Below are 2,638 nucleotides of genomic sequence, written 5' to 3'. Positions count from 1 at the left end.
TAAGTGGTGAGCAACGCCAACCACCCTACCTAAACCATTGTGACATATACACTTAAATTGAAGTAATCCGAAAACGCCATGCGTTGGGAATCCGTCTTGAACGCTTTGTTATGTAAATTCAGCCACATAAGCCAAAGTTACCACGAAAACTAAAGTCTGTACGACCGAAGAAATAGCCAAAGCAAAAGAACCCAACAGTGTTCACGAATTTGCAGAGCCAGCAATGTTACAAACCAAGCCTCAACACGCGAAAAATGGTGATGACCAGCGACCAAAAATGCTTTTGAATCTGGGAAATCTAACGAAAGAAACCATCAGCAAATGGGGACTTTCGTTAACCTTGCCCTTTCCACACTTTGAGCCCGCAAAACCAACCACAAACCAACACTGAAACTGAATGAGGAAACTCACGAACCTTGGCATGTTTTACGGCTAATTTGGCAAAGAATAGGGACCGAAATGGCTGATTTTGACGAGGATGTAAACCGATAGCTAGAGAGAGCGAATAAACAGAATAATGCCTATTTTACCCGCTTTACATAACGCCGCATTAAGGTGTGAGCAACGCTACCACGAAACTAAACCATACCACCGTAAACACAAAACCCAACGATGACACCAAAATGCCAAGCGTTGGGAATCACTCTTAAATGCTTTGTTATATAAATTATTTGTATCTATAGTCAGCTTAGGTCGATTGACTTCATAGTTTCAATCGAATAATCAACTAGAGAAAACTCTAGATCATTATATTCTTCATTTGGCAGTTGCCAAATAGCTTCTACTAGTTCTTTGCAGCACTGAGAGAGATAGTTAGCTAAGCCTTTATCGTTGTCGTCGAATGCTGATTTTGCGGCTGAAATTAGTGTTAAAAGAGCAAGTACATTATGTCTACATGTACTGACATCACCATTTATTCCTGAGATCGTCTCTTTGACCATCTCAATAGCACCAGACTTATTAAGCATTTCAAAGCCATTTTTGTTGACAGTATCAACTATCAAATTAGCACTTTCAGCAATAAGATCATCAAGGGAAAAATCTTTATGCGCTAGTTCATATTTTCCAATACCAAAGCGCTTCATTACTTTGTCTGCAACTTTAGTTCTAAATTGAACCATCAATGTCTTATTTGACATTAATTGCATACATGTATGAAGTAGAAATTGCTGAGGTCCGTCCGGTCCATCTACTTCAGCAAAAGAGCGGTTCATTGCTCCATTATATTGTGCTGGTGAGATTCCACTAGCTCTTGCAAAAGCAATTGCTTCCCTATCACCTTGGCTAGCAGCTTCTACTTCTTCCAAAATGAACTGGTACGCAACATGCTTTGCCCCCAATTTTTCACAGATAATTTCAGAGATCCTGTCTGATGCATGCTCGATTCCGTCTTGCTTAATGAGCTTCTCCAAAGGAGATTTTTTTCTGAATAATCCAAACATCACTTTATACCGCTATAAATACTTTACCTAAAAGATGAGCTTGCTCATCTAGATGCGTAATCGAAAGCGGACTTTTACTATCTTTTTTTAATTAGTGAAAACAAATTATTTCTTTCAATACGATAAACTTAGCTGATTTATATAACGCCGCGTTAAGTGGTGAGCAACGCAACCACCCTACCTAAACCATTGTGACATAAACACTTAACCCAAAGTAAGCCGAAAATGCCAAGCGTTGAGAATCCGTCTTGAACGCTTTGTTATGCCTGTACTCGCAGCGTCATCCCACTAAGCTCACGTCTAGAAACCTTTACTGGATAATGGTACTTCCGGTTTCCAAAAGTTATTGTCAATTCACAAGAATCGAATTCACCTCTGTGGTTATTGACGTAACGAGCAAACCTTTCCAAAATCCTTTCGTCAGTTATAACTATTTGTGTTACCTGATCTGGATTGCGAAAAATTGACTTGGCATCGGAAAGTTGATTGGAATCGACTGGCTTAGCCTCACAAGACAATACTAATTTTTTAGATTCAACAAAAACCTTGGAATTAATAACATTTATCTGGTCTTCTCCAAGTTCATGCCAAAACTCAAAGGGAGTTGTACCAACTCTTAAATCAATTGAAACTGCCATTTTTTCTCCTAAAGGCATAACGCCTTGTTAAGGGGTGAGCAACGCAATACCGATGCCGCCGCATGCCACCTTAAACACTAAAACCAACGCATAGTAAAAATGCCACGCGTTGCGAATCCCTCTTGAACAATTTGTTATGTGGTTTTCCCACGTAGTCCTATTAAGTTTCCAAATGGATCCTCAACTTGGCACATTGAAAGACCATCTTCAATTTCCATTGGTCCGCGATAAAGGCGCGCACCTAGTTTTTGAAAATGAGCCAGTGCAATACATAAGTTATCTACTGACCAGTAAACAACTGTGCCACTTTTACCAGCACCAACCTTTTTATCTGCTTGGACTATTTCTAGGGAGAAACCATTTAGATCAAGCGCTGTGAAGTCAAAATCAGGATGGTAAACCGGAACGGCTTCTGGAAAAGCTTTCTTGTACCATTCAAGCCCTTTCGCTACATCTGGGACATGAACAAGAACCGCTGATGGATTCATAATTTCTCTCCAACCACATAACGCCCAATTAAGGTGCGACAACGCTGTAATACCCAAGCTAAACCATTGC

Annotated in this window: 3 protein-coding genes; all 3 read right to left on the bottom strand. The window is 40.0% G+C overall.

The window, feature by feature from the left end; translation table 11 throughout:
- Positions 1 to 683 precede the first annotated feature (683 nt).
- Complete coding sequence (locus FCV43_RS18445) at positions 684 to 1,442, bottom strand: hypothetical protein (RefSeq protein ID WP_102384124.1); 759 nt, start codon at positions 1,440 to 1,442, stop codon at positions 684 to 686.
- A 260-nt stretch (positions 1,443 to 1,702) separates the two neighbouring features.
- Complete coding sequence (locus FCV43_RS18440) at positions 1,703 to 2,080, bottom strand: hypothetical protein (protein WP_136995990.1); 378 nt, start codon at positions 2,078 to 2,080, stop codon at positions 1,703 to 1,705.
- 134 nt (positions 2,081 to 2,214) lie between these two features.
- Complete coding sequence (locus tag FCV43_RS18430; RefSeq protein ID WP_136995989.1) at positions 2,215 to 2,568, bottom strand: VOC family protein; 354 nt, start codon at positions 2,566 to 2,568, stop codon at positions 2,215 to 2,217.
- Between the last annotated feature and the right edge of the window lie 70 nt (positions 2,569 to 2,638).

The organism is Vibrio genomosp. F6 (assembly GCF_005146325.1).
Lineage (GTDB): Bacteria > Pseudomonadota > Gammaproteobacteria > Enterobacterales > Vibrionaceae > Vibrio > Vibrio cortegadensis.
The sequence above is the reverse complement of the archived record's forward strand: the minus strand, read 5'-3'. Positions and strand labels throughout refer to the sequence as shown.